This window comes from Burkholderia sp. D-99 (assembly GCF_011605345.1).
GTDB lineage: Bacteria > Pseudomonadota > Gammaproteobacteria > Burkholderiales > Burkholderiaceae > Burkholderia.
The window spans coordinates 1200203-1214800 of sequence record NZ_JAAOXM010000002.1 but is presented as its reverse complement, the minus strand read 5'-3'; the positions used below and the strand labels follow the sequence as shown (position 1 = coordinate 1214800).

General features: G+C 60.8%; 15 protein-coding genes. 11 read left to right on the top strand and 4 right to left on the bottom strand.

Translation table 11 applies throughout. The features are described from left to right. Positions 1 to 310 precede the first annotated feature (310 nt). The 6 genes from HAV18_RS12635 to HAV18_RS12615 all read left to right on the top strand — a co-directional run bounded on the left by HAV18_RS12635 (position 311) and on the right by HAV18_RS12615 (position 4537). On the top strand, positions 311 to 1120 hold the full coding sequence (locus HAV18_RS12635) for a PRC-barrel domain-containing protein (RefSeq protein ID WP_084752502.1): 810 nt from the start codon (positions 311 to 313) through the stop codon (positions 1118 to 1120). 87 nt (positions 1121 to 1207) lie between these two features. Then, positions 1208 to 1462, top strand: coding sequence for a hypothetical protein (locus tag HAV18_RS12630; RefSeq protein WP_166956003.1), 255 nt, complete (start codon positions 1208 to 1210; stop codon positions 1460 to 1462). Between the two features lie 428 nt (positions 1463 to 1890). After that, entirely contained in the window at positions 1891 to 2478 is a 588-nt protein-coding gene (locus HAV18_RS12625; protein WP_043280775.1) for a YSC84-related protein, read from the top strand. A 164-nt stretch (positions 2479 to 2642) separates the two neighbouring features. Next, positions 2643 to 3053 (top strand): transposase, encoded by a 411-nt coding sequence (locus HAV18_RS40265; protein ID WP_226128598.1) that lies wholly within the window; start codon positions 2643 to 2645, stop codon positions 3051 to 3053. After that, positions 2945 to 3460, top strand: a complete 516-nt coding sequence (locus HAV18_RS12620) for an IS5 family transposase (RefSeq protein WP_226128612.1) — start codon at positions 2945 to 2947, stop codon at positions 3458 to 3460. The genes HAV18_RS40265 and HAV18_RS12620 overlap by 109 nt, the downstream gene beginning before the upstream one ends. Before the next feature lie 21 nt (positions 3461 to 3481). Beyond that, a complete protein-coding gene (locus HAV18_RS12615; RefSeq protein WP_006413564.1) occupies positions 3482 to 4537 on the top strand; it encodes an NAD(P)/FAD-dependent oxidoreductase in 1056 nt (351 codons plus the stop codon). A 1171-nt stretch (positions 4538 to 5708) separates the two neighbouring features. Here the strand turns inward: HAV18_RS12615 and HAV18_RS12610 are convergent. From HAV18_RS12610 to HAV18_RS12595, 4 genes are all read right to left on the bottom strand, one after another. Then, positions 5709 to 5996 carry a type II toxin-antitoxin system HicB family antitoxin gene (locus tag HAV18_RS12610; protein WP_243771612.1) on the bottom strand — a complete coding sequence of 96 codons (288 nt, stop codon included), beginning with the start codon at positions 5994 to 5996 and terminating at the stop codon, positions 5709 to 5711. A gap of 592 nt (positions 5997 to 6588) precedes the next feature. Then, positions 6589 to 7212, bottom strand: a complete 624-nt coding sequence (locus HAV18_RS12605) for a BON domain-containing protein (protein WP_166956000.1) — start codon at positions 7210 to 7212, stop codon at positions 6589 to 6591. 298 nt (positions 7213 to 7510) lie between these two features. Then, complete coding sequence (locus HAV18_RS12600; protein WP_034182284.1) at positions 7511 to 7957, bottom strand: hypothetical protein; 447 nt, start codon at positions 7955 to 7957, stop codon at positions 7511 to 7513. 241 nt (positions 7958 to 8198) lie between these two features. Next, positions 8199 to 8354 carry a DUF3309 family protein gene (locus tag HAV18_RS12595; protein ID WP_006413558.1) on the bottom strand — a complete coding sequence of 52 codons (156 nt, stop codon included), beginning with the start codon at positions 8352 to 8354 and terminating at the stop codon, positions 8199 to 8201. A 599-nt stretch (positions 8355 to 8953) separates the two neighbouring features. Here HAV18_RS12595 and HAV18_RS12590 point away from each other — a divergent pair. From HAV18_RS12590 to HAV18_RS12570, 5 genes are all read left to right on the top strand, one after another. After that, positions 8954 to 10951 carry an AI-2E family transporter gene (locus tag HAV18_RS12590; protein WP_166955998.1) on the top strand — a complete coding sequence of 666 codons (1998 nt, stop codon included), beginning with the start codon at positions 8954 to 8956 and terminating at the stop codon, positions 10949 to 10951. 218 nt (positions 10952 to 11169) lie between these two features. Then, positions 11170 to 11652, top strand: coding sequence for a Spy/CpxP family protein refolding chaperone (locus HAV18_RS12585; RefSeq protein WP_208101909.1), 483 nt, complete (start codon positions 11170 to 11172; stop codon positions 11650 to 11652). 71 nt (positions 11653 to 11723) lie between these two features. After that, a complete protein-coding gene (locus HAV18_RS12580; protein ID WP_105752586.1) occupies positions 11724 to 12122 on the top strand; it encodes a hypothetical protein in 399 nt (132 codons plus the stop codon). A gap of 175 nt (positions 12123 to 12297) precedes the next feature. Then, positions 12298 to 12849, top strand: coding sequence for a DUF1003 domain-containing protein (locus HAV18_RS12575; RefSeq protein WP_006413590.1), 552 nt, complete (start codon positions 12298 to 12300; stop codon positions 12847 to 12849). 846 nt (positions 12850 to 13695) lie between these two features. Continuing rightward, the gene (locus HAV18_RS12570) at positions 13696 to 14283 is read left to right on the top strand and encodes a YSC84-related protein (protein WP_043280789.1); all 588 of its coding nucleotides are present in this window, start codon (positions 13696 to 13698) and stop codon (positions 14281 to 14283) included. Positions 14284 to 14598 lie beyond the last annotated feature (315 nt).

The following is a 14598-nucleotide window of genomic DNA, read 5'->3' as shown; positions in this document are numbered from 1 at the left end:
CGATCCCGCTCCGGCTGGCGCGCTCACCCGAACACGCGTCAGCGTTTCTATTCCAGTCGATTCGGTATCCTTATTTGTAACGATCAGGCACGCGCAATGTACGCTTTCGTACAGCATCGGCCGTCCGTTTCCAGTACCGTGAAAGCATGCCGGATATCCGTCGCGACGCCACGCCAGACTGTGTACCGCGCACAAAAACGAGATCGGCACAAATCGCTCTGCATCTCCGGGCGAACGACTGGACGCCACTGCACGGCACGCGGTTCAGCCGGATCATCGACATGCCGCGCATCGATCTGACGAGAACATCATGCTACGAAGCATCAAGGAATTGCACGGCAGCGCGGTTCGCGCGAAGGACGGCGACATCGGGCACGTCAATCAGGCCTACTTCGACGACGACAACTGGTGCATCCGTTATCTCGTCGTCGCGACGGGCGACTGGCTGCACGACAAACAGGTGCTCATCTCGCCCTACTCCGTCAAGCACACCGATTCCCGATCCAGCACGCTGCATGTCGATCTCACGCGCCATCAGGTGGAAGACAGCCCGGATCTGGACATACACAAGCCGGTATCCCGCCAACACGAGATCGAATACCTGCGCTACTACCAATACCCGTCCTACTGGGGCGGCCCGAACCTGTGGGGCGTGGACGCATACCCCGTGTTCCATTCCGCCACCGTGTCGCAAGATCTCGAGGCTGGACATCCGCTGCCCACCCGCTCAACGCCGGCCGATGCGCCGACGGATACGCATCTGCGCAGCACCGGCAAGGTCAAGGGCTATCGGCTCGAAGCCACGGCCGGACGCATCGGCCGCGTGACCGACTTCATCTACGACGACGAAGCCTGGGTCATCCGCTATCTCGCAATCAGGACGCGGAACTGGTGGTTGACCAACAAGGACGTCCTGATTGCGACGCACTGGCTCGACCAGGTGGACTGGTCCACGGAAACGGTATCAACCACGCTCACCCGCGACGCGATTCGCCAGAGCCCCGAATACGACGATTCGCAGCCCGTCTATCGAAGCGACGAGATTGCGTTGTATCAGTTCTACGGCAAGCGTGGTTACTGGTTGAATGCCGAATCGTCCACGGCCCGCGGCGCGCTTTGACGCCGCAGCCTCGGACTGCGTGATGCCCCTGCAATCCTCACGCTCGTCCGTCCTGAATGCTTTATCGGTTCATACGGGAGAAGTTCCATGTCCGCTTTCATGCCCGTCATCTCGGCCACGCAATTCATCGAGCTGGTCAATCAGCGCCTGCCCTCGCATCATGTATTCAAGGCCGGGATGCACGTATTTCTCGCGAGGCCGACATCCGTCGACGCCGATGCGACCGAGTTCGACTATTCGCCAAGGACGCGTCGGGCGAGCGGCGTGGTCATCTACGTCGTCGATCATGTGAAATCCCAATTCCTGGTCGAGCCGGACCTGAGGCTAGTGGGCTCCGGATAGCGCCATCCTCCGCACGCTGCCCGGCGCCGCGCAACGGGTACGGAAGCGTACCGACTTCGCTTCGGGTTGGGGGCAACGTGTTCTTGCGGCCAGGGAGACATCGGACAGGCAACCTGCATCCGGCAGCTTCTCTGATCGCCCTTTCGGCCTGTCGTATCGACAGAGGAGCGGCCGGTCACGAAAGGAATGCAGATGAAACACCGAATGCTGTTGCGACTGCTGGTCGCAGCCTGGGCGCATGCCTGCTCGCTCCGGTCGGACGAGACGACCATCATCACGGTGGCGGCTACCACGAGGATCACGACCGCTATTAGGCGCTGCTCACGTTGTCACGCTTCGATGCCGATGCGTAATCGGTACGGCTTCGTACCGCATTGCGCACGGCGGGCGCGTAGTGTCGAGGCGTTATCGAAGCCCAGGAGGGCATCATGCAAAGACGCACATTCATATGGAGCACATCCGGGGCCGTGTTGGCACTGGGCATCGGGGTGACCGGATGCACGACCACCACGATGGCCGACAGTGAGAACGGCCAGGCCGGCAAGCGTCGCTCGATCGACGCCGGCGTCGATTCAACATTGACACGCCTGTATGGCACCGCCAATGGTTCGCGCGAACTCGTTCGCAGAGCGCGCGGCGTGCTTACGTTCCCGTCCGTCGTCGACGCCGGATTCATCATCGGTGGTCAGTATGGCGAAGGATCGCTTCGTGTCGGCGGCCAGACCACCGGCTACTACAGTACGATCACCGGCTCCATCGGCTTCCAGGCCGGCATGCAATCGCGGGCCATCGTGTTCCTGTTCATGACGGAAGAGTCGCTCGCCCGCTTTCGCAACATGGACGGCTGGTCGGCAGGCGGCGATGCGTCGGTCGCGGTGCTGAAGGTCGGCGCGAACGGCGATATCGACACCAGCAGCGCGAGCAACCAGGTCAACGCATTCGTGCTGACCAACAGCGGATTGATGGCTGGTGTGTCGCTTCAGGGAACCAAGGTCACGCGACTCAAATCGCTCTGATCCCCGCGATGTGCAGAGCGGCGCCTGCATGAACTTCCGCACGGCGCGTGCCGGAACGCCCCCCTTCCGTTTCTCGTAAAAGGCCAGTTCAAAAAGAGCCCGGAAGGGCTGTTTACTTTCTGACGAAACGATTAACCTTGGATGCCTGAACAACGGATCAAGGAATGCCGGCACCTATCATCGATGACGAGCTGTGGGCACTGATCGAACCACTACTTCCACCGCCCAAACCGCGACGCAAGCGATACCCTGGGCGTCTGCCGGTCTCGGACCGTGCAGCACTCAATGGCATCCTGCTCGTGCTGAAGACAGGGATGCGATGGAACCATCTGCCGACCGGGTTGGGTTTCGGCTCTGGAGCGACTTGCTGGCGTCGGCTGCACGACTGGCAGCAGGCCGGGGTGTGGGACAAGCTGAACGGACTGCTGCTCGACAAGCTGCGCGAATCTGGCCAGCTCGATTTCTCATATGCGGCTGTCGATTCATCGTCAGTGCGAGCCGTTGGGGCAGGCCAAAAACTGGACCAAACCCCACCGATCGCGCACGACCAGGGTCCAAACACCACGTCCTCGTAAACGCGAACGGCGTTCCTGTCAGCGCGATCCTGAGCGGCGCGAACCGCAACGATGTCACGCAACTGCTGCCGTTGGTCGACGCGATCCCGCCGATTCGCGGCACTCGCGGCCGACCGCTTCGCAAGCCCAAGGTCATCTACGCCGACCGTGGCTACGATTCCGACTCGCATCGCCGCCGACTTCGCGAGCGCGGCATCAGACCGGTCATCGCCAAGCGCCGCACCGAACACGGCAGCGGCCTCGGCAAATTCCGTTGGGTCGTCGAACGGACTCATTCGTGGCTCCATGGTTTCCGTCGTCTTCGCATTCGCTTCGAACGCCGATCTGACATTCACGAAGCATTCCTCAAACTAGCCTGCTCGCTCGTCTGCTGGAACATCTTCGGCCGATCTGAGCGGCCTTTTTGAACTGGCCTCTAAAGAATACCGGTGACATCTCCGGAAAATTCGTCGACCTCGAATCCTTTACGAACTGACGTGCTGATCGTTGGCGCAGGTCCCGTGGGTCTGTTCGCCGCGTTCGAGGCAGGCGTGATCGGACTCTCATGCCGGATCGTTGACGGGATCGAGCGCCCCGGCGGCCAGTGCATCGAACTGTATCCGGACAAGCCGATCTACGATATCCCTGCCATACCGTCGTGCACCGCGCGTGATCTCGTCGATCGCTTGATCGAACAATGCCGGCCCTTCAATCCTCCGATGCATCTCGGTCACCGTATCGTGGCGGTCGATCCGCTAGAGGAAGGCCGATGGCTTGCGCGCACCGACAAGGGGCATGCGTTTGACGCCGCGGCGATTCTGATTGCCGCCGGCAATGGTGCATTCGTGCCGCAGCGACTGGCCCTCGACGAGGCGACACGCCTTGAAGGCAGATGTGTCCATTACAGCGTCTCTGACATGAACGGTCTTGCCGGAAAGAACGTCGTGGTCACTGGGGGCGGCGACTCCGCGCTCGACTGGGCGCTGGCACTGCGCTCGGTCGCACAGCACGTCACGCTCGTCCATCGACGCAGCGGCTTCAGCGCAACGGACTCGAGCGTCGCCCGATTGCATCAAGCGGTCGCGGCAGGTGAAATGGATTTCGTGGTCGGCACGATTGCTGGATTGAACGCGCGCGCGGGGGCGCTCGAATCGATCGAGGTTCGCCAGATCGGTGGCTCGGTGTGCCTCGAAACAGATCAATTGCTCGTGCTGTACGGACTCGTCGCGGATCTCGGTTCGATCGCAAACTGGGGGATCGCCGTACAGGCCGGACGGATTGTCGTCGACACATCGTATTACGAAAGCTCACGGCCTGGCATCTTCGCGGCAGGTGACATCGCGGGCTACCCGAACAAGCAAAAACTGATCCTGTCCGGGTTTCATGAGGCTTCGCTCGCACTGCGCAAGGCATACGCTTATGCGTTTCCCGACAAGAAGCGTGTGCATGTGCACTCGAGCTACGACGCAAAGCTTGCCGAACGCGTGGCCGCCGTTCACCCCTAGCGAAGGCACGCGGGATTGGGTCCCCATTGATTCCGATGCACGTTACCGACGTAGACCGATCTGGGTGCGCCACGATCAGTCTCTAAAACAATAAACAATCAAATCCAATGCTTCAAGGCCGACAGCGACGAAACAGCTCTAATGGAGCAGTCGCCAGTTTTCCGGGTCACTTCCGATATCCCTTCTGCTGCTTCCTGCAATCCCAGTCTCCGTCGCGTGCTACGATCATCACAGCGTGATCGAGGGGGGAGCAATGGACCTGGACGGATTCAAGCCATATCGCGGCTACTTCTATCGAGTCTCTGCAAATTGCAGCCAGGATGGCCAGTGGCGCAGCACGATTGACGTTCTTCGGCGTCATTGGAACGGCACTACAGAAACCTTGATTTCGGAGATGAATGTGCCTGGCACATTCATCTCCGAGGACTTGGCGCGAGACGCCTCCGACGCCTACTGTCACATGCTTATCGACGAGGGAAAATTCGGGGATAAGTAGTCTCAAGACGCCCTCTTGAATTCGACGATCCGGGGTCACGCTACAGTCATGGCCGCGCGCAACATTCAGGCTGCCCCGGAGACTTCGGAATCCGACGCGCGGCGCGCCGATGACGGCCTCCGTGCCCGGTGGCAGCATGCCCTTGGCGACCGCGCTGCTCCCCTGAAGTCCCGCGGCCGCTCGAGGCGTATGCCCGTGATCTCGAGAGTGATGCGCGTGCCCTGCCTTGCATAGCGCGCGGCTGGTTAGACCTCCGACAGATGCACTCTTCGATATGCTTGAGGCTCGCGACGGTATACGGATTAGGCGGAGCGAAAGCGAGACACTTCTCTCATCGACACTGCTGGCGAATGTTCGCGCGCGTCGCGGCGCGCACGGCCTTCCCGGGCCACCCGTGATTTCACTGTAATTCCCCGCTTATCAGCCAGACAGCAACCATTTGATCTTAAAAGAATATTTATCGTGGGCATGCCGCAACCCCGCATGCAGTCTGGATCGGTCTAACTGGGGAATTACGCTGAAATCAACGCCGGCCCGACAGCGATTTCGCGACGGGTTCGCCACGCCCCCCACCGTGCTGCGCGGATCGGACGGTGGCGTGCTCGCACGCCATCGAAACGAATGCATCGCGAGTGGTGTGCAGTCCGCTCGCGGTCCGGTCGATGTCGTGCACGATCACAGCTCGATCCGCACGGAACTCGAAATCATTCGGGTCAGGTCGATGTCGAAGAACCGCCAGATCCCGTCGCCGGTATCGACCTCCGACGCTTGCAATGCCGACATGTCCGTGGTCGGCGGCGGAATGAGACGCATGGACCGGTCATACCGGGCCATGACCCGTTGCGCGGCGGCCGCCTGCAACTCGCCATACGAGTCACCCTCCACATCGACTTCGGGAAAGTCCGGAAGCGCGCCGCGATAGCGGGGATTCCGGTGCCGCGTGATATAGATCGGATATTTCATGAGCCACTCCCGACAGAGGAATGTGACGAACGTCATCGTGCATCGGGGTGGTTCGACGAGTCGGTACGCTGATGTACAGTCTTCCGGACACGTTTCGCGGTGTCCTCCCGCCGTTCATTCACCGGATCGCCCGATGCCGCGCTATCCGGCCAGACAAGTGCAACGCGTTCGATCCAGGTCCGGCACCGTACCGATCTGAAACTCGATCGGGAGCACGTTAGATAGCCATCTTTGCCCATCCCCCGAAAAGAGAAAATCTTCACCGAACCCTATCCAGGCTCGATCTCAAAGGCGCATTAGCGCAGGAAACGCGCTGGACTGAGGGATTCTCGCCGCAGTAATTCAGCGCTCGTCAGAATCAGACGCGGCTTCCCGAGATCGCGCGGAAGTTACGGGAGTCCGAAGCGACTCGAAACACGCTGCTGATAGCCGTCACCGGCGATGGACAACCGGGCGATCGGCTACGATCAGCCGAGGCGGGGTTTGACCATCACCTGACCCAGCCGGTGAACCTCGAGACTTTGCTGCAGTTGCATGTTCTGCGAGCGGGACGAACGGTCGACCAGTGAAACAGCGAACTTGCTCCGGAGGCCTATTTCCCCGCGACAACGAGCTCCCCAGTATTCACATGCCTGACGCCCTTCACGCTTCGGGCAATGTTCCTGACGTGATCGATCGCGTGCTGACTCGCCAACGAGCCTTTCAGCGTCACCACGCCGTGCGTCGTCATCACGCTCACATCGAAACCCTTGCTGACGCTGTCCGAAAGAATCTTGGATTTCACCTTGGTGGTGATCCAGCTATCGGACACCGCGCGCTCCGTCTTCGCGACGGCGCCAGGTTTGGCCGGCTTGCCGGCATCCATCGGCACCGCGAGGTTGTCACTGACACGCTGAACCCCGTCGGCCGACCGGGCCGCCGATTCGGCCACCGACTTCGCGTGCAAGCTGCTTACCGTTCCGTCGAGTGTGACCACGCCGTCGACGGTGGTGACGCTGATATCGGATTTTCCGAGACCCTCTTCACCCATCAGCCTGGCTTTGACCTTCGTCGTGATGGCGGTGTCGTCGATCGCGGTACCAACGCTGCTGGCAGTTTTGGACATCGAACTTTCGCCGGCGGCGAGGCACGCCGCGCCGATGCCCAACCCGGCAACCAGCCCGACTGCAATCAGTGCAGTGCGGATCGATGTATGACTCGACAAGATCCCTTTCATGAGCTTTCTCCAATGCGTCGTATGAACGACTTGATCTGAACAACGTGCACGATCCCGGTATCGAAACGTACGGGTCAATCGGCATCCGATGTGCAGCGATGCCGCAGCCCGTTTGGGGGCGGCGAAAACCTCGCGGATCTCGTGACGACAGAATCGCATCGCTGCGCGCCAATCTCGGTCCGGCCGCGTAGTTATGCACGGGATGTACGGGCTCAGTCTGTCCGATGCCGGACGGTTTGCTTGCGCGCGTGGCGCGCGGAACCGGAGCGGCCTCCGTACTTGCTCGAACCGGCCAGTCTCAGGGCCTTGCACAGACGACGGCAGTGAGGATGAACGGAATGACCTGATGCGCGACGGCCTTGCTGCCCGCTAACCGAGAATGTGCTTCGACCGAATCGATCGGCGCCTTGACGACGACGCCGTAAATCGAACCCGGCAGAGGTCGACCCGTTCCCTGCCTGAACAGCGCGTCATACTGCGCATAGGCGAACACGGCATAGACGCTGAAGCCGAACACCGTGAGCGCGGCGTCGCGGGTAGGCCGGAACGCGTTGACCGAATTCTGTTCGACCCGCATCGGATCGCGATCGATATAGCCGTGATTGAACAGGCGCACGATGAACGCGTGCGCGTCGGTGGTGCAGTCGAACTGCGCGTCCAGCGCATAGGCTTGGCTCGGCGCGGGGGTGAGCCCGACTCCGCCTGCAAAGCATGCGGCCAGCGCGTTGAGGAGTGTTTTTCTCATGACAGTCTGCGCGGACCGGATAAGTCCTCCATGCTCGTTAGCCGTACCACCTGCCCGGCCGCCTTGCGTCGGAATCGATTGCGGGCGATCTGCGCAAGGCGGCACTTGCCGCGTCATACCCGGCAACCGCAAGCGCGCCGCCCCGGTCTCACGGATGCGCGGCGGCCACCCGTTTCGAGTTGCAACGGTACGGCAACGATGATCCACGAAGGGGCCTTTCCCGACAGGATTCTCGAGCCTCCTATATCCGCCCCAGGAGGAGGAGCACAACTACGACGAGCAGCACCACGCCCAGCAAGCCGCTGGGCATATAGCCCCACGAACGGCTGTGCGGCCAGGTCGGTATCGCACCGATCAATACGAGCACCAGCACGACGATCAATATTGTTCCCAACATGGGCCTTCTCCTTTCGACTCAGTGTTTCGACGAACCCGTCGCCGCCCGCGCTTGGGACCCGGAACCTTCCGGGCCTTGCGAGAGGTATCGCCGCACAGTTCAATTTGATGCCGTTGGACATCTGCAATGTGAGTGAGAAACCTGCCCGGCAAAGTGAAATTGACATCGATCAGCCACGCAGTCGGTACGGTGGAGGACATCGAGATATCCGTTTTGCCGCCCCGGGATCGGGAACGCCGCAGCGAACTCGACTCTTCGCGTCGTCAGCGTGCCCTGGCATGACTGTGTCCCAGGTACGGCACCGTACCGACTTCAATCCAGACTGCGAGCAACGTAGGCCGTACACTCGAAGTGTCTGTTTTATCGCGTTCGATACGTATCGTCCCGTTTTACTTTCATCGTTCCCGCCACGCCGCGCCGCGTGACATGCACGAGAGTGATCGCTGACGCAACGCGTCGATCGCCCGTCGCAGTGTCTGAATCGACGGGCCGATCGCCAATGGGGTTGGGTTGGCAAGTCGAGTTTTTTCGGCCTGCATGGGACGCATCCGCGCCGAAAGCACCCATCAGAATGGACGATATCGCGGGCGTTAGCCGTCATGTTCGATTTCAAGGAATTGCGCCCCGCGAGGCCAGCAGCGCGCATCGAGCCTCCTGAAACACCCAGCGTGCAGGGTTTGATTACGCTTGCCGTTGGCGTCACGGTCATCGCCGCGCTCTATTTTGCGCGCGAGATCCTAATCCCGTTCACGCTGGCGATTCTGCTCAGCTTCCTGGTCGCTCCCCTCGCCAATCTTCTTGGCCGCATCAAGCTTGGCCACGTGGCCTCGGTTCTCCTTGCGGTGACGATGTCGGTCTCGGTGATCGTCGTGCTTGGGGGGATAATCGCCACCCAGATCACGGACCTCGCTGTCGGCATCCCCCGTTATCAGGCGACGATCGACAAGAAGATCTCTGTCGTGCATGGGCTCACGGTTGGAAAATTGAACCAGCTGGCGGGTACCGCCGGTCAGGCGCTTCAACGGGCAACCGTCGATCAGCCGAAAACGATACGCGAATCTTCCTCATCCTCGTCCGGCACCCAACCGCCTGCGGCGCTTCCCGTCGAGGTGCGCGAGCCGGCCCAGACACCATTCCAGCTTGCACGGCGCATACTGTCTCCCGTCGTCAGTCCACTCGAGACAGCCTTCATCGTATTTGTCGTCACCATCGTCATTCTGTTGCAGCGCGATGATCTTCGGGACCGGGCTATCCGCTTGTTCGGTTCGAGAGATCTCCATCGGACCACCACCGCAATGGACGAAGCCGCGCGGCGCCTCAGTCGATATTTCGTTTCGCAACTCGGCTTGAATGCGGGCGTGGGCGTCGTGATCGGGACCGGGCTGTTCATCATTGGCGTACCCAGTCCGGTGCTGTGGGGGATTCTGGCCGCGCTGTTGCGTCTTGTCCCCTACGTCGGAATCTGGATCTCCGCCATTCTGGCTACCGCACTAGCCGCAGCCGTCAGTCCGGAGTGGTCGATGGCGATCTGGTCGCTGGTGCTTTTCGTGACCGTCGAGCTGCTGGCCGGTCAGGCCGTCGAGCCACTGCTGTACGGCCATAGCACCGGCCTTTCCCCGTTTTCGGTCGTCGTCGCTGCGATTTTCTGGAGCTGGATATGGGGGCCAATCGGGCTCATCCTGTCCACTCCGCTGACACTTTGCCTGCTGGTCCTCGGTCGCCATGTTACGCGGCTCGAATTTCTCGACGTGCTGCTTGGCGACCAGCCCGCGCTGTCTCCAGTCGAAAATTTCTACCAGCGAGCGCTCGCCGGCGACCCCGATGACGCAGTAGAGCAAGCCAGGATACTGCTTCGCGACCGGCCGCTGTCCTCCTATTACGATGAAATCGTTCTCAAGGGCTTGCAGCTTGCGGCGGACGATGTCTTGCGCGGCGGCGTAACGCCGGCACAACTGGCGCGAATCGAGACCACGGTCAACGACCTCATCGAGGGCCTGGACGGTTTCGCGGACACCGATCCGGCTACCGATGCAGCAGCGGCCGACCGGGGCGCACCGGCTGCGCCTGCTGCCGGACAAAAGGTATCGTGCCAACCGGCTCGGAACGCTTCTTCGCCCGGCATCGAAGCTCGCCCGGTTCGGCATGCCGACAATCAGGTCCTTTGCATAGCAGGCCGGGGGGCGCTCGACGAGTTGGCATCGGCCATTCTCGTTCAGCTTCTCGGCAAGCACGATCTCGATTGTCGGGTGGTCAACCATGACGCGGCCTCGCGCGTCCGGATCGACGGTCTGGACGTCACCGCAGTGACGATAGTGTGCATTTTTTATCTAGCCATCAATGGAATCCCGTCGCACCTGCGTTACCTTTTGCGACGCGTGCGGCAGCGCTTGCCGGACGCGCTGATCGTCGTCGGCCTCTGGCCGGCAGGCGATACCGGTCAATGGCCCGAGGATCTCCGGAGTGCGATCGGCGCCGATCACTATGCCACTTCGGTCCGGGATATGGTCAACGCATGCATTGTCTCGACCGGCACGGCAAGCGCGTTCGGCTCCGGGCCGAAGCCTGACGGCGTTGCAGCCGTAACGGGCATACGGTGACAAGGGCATGTGGCTGTTGCATTTGCAGCGCAAGCGCCAGTCTTCGCGTCGGGTCGCGCGCTACGCCGGCGATTCGGTAGTGCAACGCCAGCGCGCAAGCGTCCGGCACCGGACAGACGTCGGTCGGGCGTCGGCGCACAGATGATCCATTCGATCGAACTCGCTCGCAATGACGGCAATCCCTTCGTGAGTCCATCGAATTCCTTTGGAGATCGATCATGAGACTCATTGCCCCTCCATCCCGACCGCGAACTGCACCGGCGCTCGCGATAGCGGTTTTTCTCGCGATAACGGCATTCGCCAATCCTGCGAGCGCTGCCTCCCCCGTGCAGACTCAAGCACCTGCAAGCGCGAAGACCGTTGCGACCCACGACCAGATCGATACGCGCATCAATAACCTTCACGACAGGCTTCAGATCACCGCGGCACAGGAAGAACTTTGGCACAAGGTCGCGCAGGTCATGCGCGACAATGCGGGCACGATGGACTCGCTCAGACAGGCTCGAACCAGTCATGCCAACAGCATGAGCGCCGTCGACGATCTCAAGTCCTATGGCCAGGTCGCCGACGCCCATGCGGACGGCATCAAAAAACTCACTCCCGCGTTTCAGGCGCTGTACGACAGCATGTCCGACGCCCAGAAGAAGAATGCCGATCTGATCTTCCGGACTGACCATCACCGCTCCGCAAAGAAGGGGTGATTTCGAGACACCCGCAGCGGGAAACGGACCGGTGCCGCATTCAGGTCCCGGATCTCAGACAGGAGAACATCATGAAAACCCCAGAAGTACGCACCGCGTTCATCGGCTCGATGATGACCAGAATCATGACGACGGTCAGCTTGACCTTGGCCATTGGCGGCATGTCCATGGGGCCGGCTTTCGGCGCAGACTACGGCAACTACTACGATAACCAACAGCAGCATGGCGCGAATGACGGCTATCAGCATTACCAAAGCCAACCAAAGCATCGCACGGGTAACGGTTATTGGCAGAACCACGGGCATCAGTGGGATCACGGCAATCGGCAGGTTTATCGAAATCCGGGCAATGACTACCGTCGCGGCGACTACTACGACAACCGGGACTATGTGTATGCGCCACCACCCGTGGTCTATGCCCCGCAGTCGGCGCCAGGCGTCAGCCTGTTCATACCGCTCCGATTCCGGTAGGGTGCGGAATCGCACGGGGCTTTGTCTGCTGGGTCGGATGGCAACGAAGCCGGGAGAGACCGCTGTTCGGCCTGTCTCGGTTTCTTTGCTTCGCGATTACTGCGCAACCAGCCTTTTGCCGTGACCTTATTGCGATTCCATTCTGTTCGGATTGCGCGACCGCGCGGAGGGCAACATGCATAAACCTGCGGAGCTTGCCGAAAAATTCTTTGGCGTACCCTATGAATCATTGGACGAGCGCTCGAAGAATGTTGCACGTCTCGTTTCGGAACGAAAGCGCATAGCGAGAGACTCCACGAAAGAACTGGAGGAAGCGGCAACGCGCGGCCAGCGCGCGGCAGATGCCGTTGCCGCCTTCGGCGGGTCGTGGATATTCATCACGTGCTTTGTCGTCGTCATGGTCGTCTGGGTCAGTCTGAATTCGCTGATTCTGGCAACGTACAGCAAGACCTTCGATCCTTACCCGTATATCCTGCTCAACCTGTTTCTCTCGATGCTGGCAGCTATCCAGGCACCCATTATCCTGATGGCGCAGAACCGGCAGTCATACAAGGACCGGGTCTCTGCCGAACACGATTACGAAATCAATCTGAAGGCCGAACTCGAGATCATGTTGCTCCATGAAAAATTGGACGGGTTGCGCGAGGAGCAATGGACTGAATTGCTGAACATGCAGAAGGAACAGATGGCGGCGCTGAAGAACCTGCTCGAGTCTGGCAGGACGTGAGCGATGGGGTACCCGGGTCGCCAGCTTCGCGAAACTACGCGATCGAATGGCGAACGACGCGGCCCGGCCATCTATGGCGACTGCCGGTCGTTTCCTCCGATCGATCTGTTTGGGAGAATCGCCGTACAACGGGATATGACAGGCGAACTTCGACACGGTGACGTGTGCGTTACGAAGCCGCGGCATCGGTCATGATGAAGCGCACCGGAAGGACGCTGTTTTCATGTGATGGCCGCAGCCCCGACCTACCATCCTTCCCGTTGCCCTGCCCCATGCGGCCCCTGGTCATCGGAACGCCCGGAATGATTCATGTGGTCGCGCGAAGTGTCGCCTCGATTCCATCCGCTTTCGTGACCGCCGCCATACGCACCGCCATACCCCCCGTTTCGATCGCCGCGATAGCCCTCACCGGGTACCCAAAGGCATCCGGCAAGCACGGTTGCAATAGCCGCAAGACAGACATAGACAGACGCACGCATGTTGCTCTCCTTGCCAGTCGCATCCAGGCACGTTGCTTCGTTTGATCGACCGGAGACGAATGACGGAATCATTCACCGCTGACGTGAACCACGTCGATGTGCGTGTACAGGTCACGCACGAACGAACGGATGGTTGCAGAGGACATCGTCCCGACAACGAGATGGCGTGTCTGTACGGTGAAGGACGCTTGCGGAGACGGACCGGTTGCGTGGCATCGACCGACATTCACCCGCACACGCTGCACGTGCCGCGAAGCCGAACGCGACGCGGGACAACGCGGATGTTGCGCCTTTGTACGCTGTCGTACCGCATCCGTGGCCGTCCTGACGTAGCCTCGAAAGCTCGGGCAACAATCAGGAGACGATGATGCTACGACGAACATTTCTATGGGGTACGCCGGGATCGATCCTGGCTGTTTCCCTCGCGGTTTCGGGTTGCACGATGACCGGAACGTCCGACGCCAGCGGCCACCAGACCGATAAACGCCACACCATCGATGCGGGTGTCGACTCGACCCTCGCACGTCTTTACTCCAGCGCCAACGGCTCGCATGAACTCGTCGGCAAGGCGCGTGGCGTGCTGGTGTTCCCGTCGGTCATCGCGGCCGGCTTCTGGATCGGCGGTCAGTATGGTGAAGGCTCGCTGCGCGTGGCCGGCAGCACCGTCGGGTACTACAGCACCACGACCGGCTCGATCGGGCCGCAGATCGGCGCACAATCGAAAGCCATCATTTTCCTGTTCATGACCGAGGACGCGCTTAATCGGTTCCGTAGCAGCGAAGGCTGGTCGGCAGGCGGCGACGCATCAGTTGCAGTCCTGAAAGTTGGTGCGAACGGCAATGTCGACACCAGCACCGCGACCGCGCCGATCGAAGCATTCGTGCTGACGAACAGCGGGTTGATGGCGGGTGTGACGCTTGAAGGAACGAAGATCTCGAAGCTGAAGACACTGTAGTGCCCAGCGTGAGCCGGCAGACGCGGCGCCCTGAGGACGCGGCGGCGGATCTGAATTCGACTCGCCTGAACGGCGCGTAACCGTGCTCGTGTGGCGCCTGTCCGGCAACGGAGCGGACGCGCGCGCATCATCGCGGCTCATCCTTCCGCGGTCGACACCGCTCAGGCCTGCCGACCGCGATCGATTTCCCGTCAACTGCTCGGTGAAATATCGGTTCCGCATCGCGCACGCGCGACTCCGTGCACCTTGATGAGACACGTGTCGGCACTATAATTTTTGAAGGTAGATCCGCATTCGAACGGTCATCCCTAATTC

Bases quoted from the DNA above. Each gene is read 5' to 3' on its own strand.
- HAV18_RS12590 (WP_166955998.1), top strand. From the start codon at position 8,954: ATGTTCGATTTCAAGGAATTGCGCCCCGCGAGGCCAGCAGCGCGCATC.
- HAV18_RS12630 (WP_166956003.1), top strand. From the start codon at position 1,208: ATGTCCGCTTTCATGCCCGTCATCTCGGCCACGCAATTCATCGAGCTG.
- HAV18_RS12580 (WP_105752586.1), top strand. From the start codon at position 11,724: ATGAAAACCCCAGAAGTACGCACCGCGTTCATCGGCTCGATGATGACC.
- HAV18_RS12570 (WP_043280789.1), top strand. From the start codon at position 13,696: ATGCTACGACGAACATTTCTATGGGGTACGCCGGGATCGATCCTGGCT.
- HAV18_RS12595 (WP_006413558.1), bottom strand. From the start codon at position 8,354: ATGTTGGGAACAATATTGATCGTCGTGCTGGTGCTCGTATTGATCGGT.
- HAV18_RS12585 (WP_208101909.1), top strand. From the start codon at position 11,170: ATGAGACTCATTGCCCCTCCATCCCGACCGCGAACTGCACCGGCGCTC.
- HAV18_RS12575 (WP_006413590.1), top strand. From the start codon at position 12,298: ATGCATAAACCTGCGGAGCTTGCCGAAAAATTCTTTGGCGTACCCTAT.
- HAV18_RS40265 (WP_226128598.1), top strand. From the start codon at position 2,643: ATGCCGGCACCTATCATCGATGACGAGCTGTGGGCACTGATCGAACCA.
- HAV18_RS12605 (WP_166956000.1), bottom strand. From the start codon at position 7,212: ATGAAAGGGATCTTGTCGAGTCATACATCGATCCGCACTGCACTGATT.
- HAV18_RS12600 (WP_034182284.1), bottom strand. From the start codon at position 7,957: ATGAGAAAAACACTCCTCAACGCGCTGGCCGCATGCTTTGCAGGCGGA.
- HAV18_RS12610 (WP_243771612.1), bottom strand. From the start codon at position 5,996: ATGAAATATCCGATCTATATCACGCGGCACCGGAATCCCCGCTATCGC.
- HAV18_RS12635 (WP_084752502.1), top strand. From the start codon at position 311: ATGCTACGAAGCATCAAGGAATTGCACGGCAGCGCGGTTCGCGCGAAG.
- HAV18_RS12625 (WP_043280775.1), top strand. From the start codon at position 1,891: ATGCAAAGACGCACATTCATATGGAGCACATCCGGGGCCGTGTTGGCA.